A 650-nucleotide genomic window follows, 5' to 3' on the forward strand; every position below is an offset into this window, starting at 1 on the left:
AGTCTATGTGGCTCCCCATAGAGGTAAAAGGTTGGGATCTGCTGCCGTGCGGTCATGGTCCGACTATAATTTTTGCCGTTGAATCGTCCAATCTTTTTATCGGCCGTGACATGGTGCGTAGCGTATTGCCAGCTAATTTGGGGCGTGGGGTGGCCATGCGAGCCCGCCGTACCAATAAGAGGATTAGATGCGAACCCAAGTCGCAATCATTGGCGCCGGTCCGGCCGGCATGCTCCTTGCACATCTGCTTGCCGCTGAAAACATTGAAGCGATAGTCCTCGAGCGGCGTGATCGCCATTATGTGGAAGGGCGCGTTCGCGCCGGCGTGCTGGAGCAGGTGACCGTGGACTTGATGCGTCGCCTCAAATTGTCGTCTCGACTGGACCAGGACGGCTTAGTTCATAGCGGGACCAATCTGTCATTGGACGGTCAAATCATTCATATCGATTTGGCGAATTTGACCGGTGGCTCCACCGTAACCGTCTACGGACAACAGGAGGTAATGCGGGATCTGTTCGACGCGGCCGAGCCACGCGGAGTGCATGTGATCTGGGATGCGGATGAGACCATGTTGCATGATGTCGATAGCGAACGGCCCTTCCTGACTTGGAAAAAGAATGGAACTGAGCATAGGCTCGATTGCGATTTTG

At 54.8% G+C, this 650-nt stretch carries 1 protein-coding gene; it reads left to right on the plus strand.

Going from position 1 to position 650, the window contains the following annotated elements; translation table 11 throughout:
• Window positions 1-187: 187 nt before the first annotated feature.
• On the plus strand, window positions 188-650 hold a 463-nt coding region (locus EBBID32_RS25065; protein WP_331271116.1), incomplete at its 3' end, for an FAD-dependent monooxygenase.

Origin of the sequence: Sphingobium indicum BiD32 (genome assembly GCF_000382885.1) — a bacterium.
Taxonomy (GTDB): Bacteria; Pseudomonadota; Alphaproteobacteria; order Sphingomonadales; family Sphingomonadaceae; genus Sphingobium; species Sphingobium japonicum_C.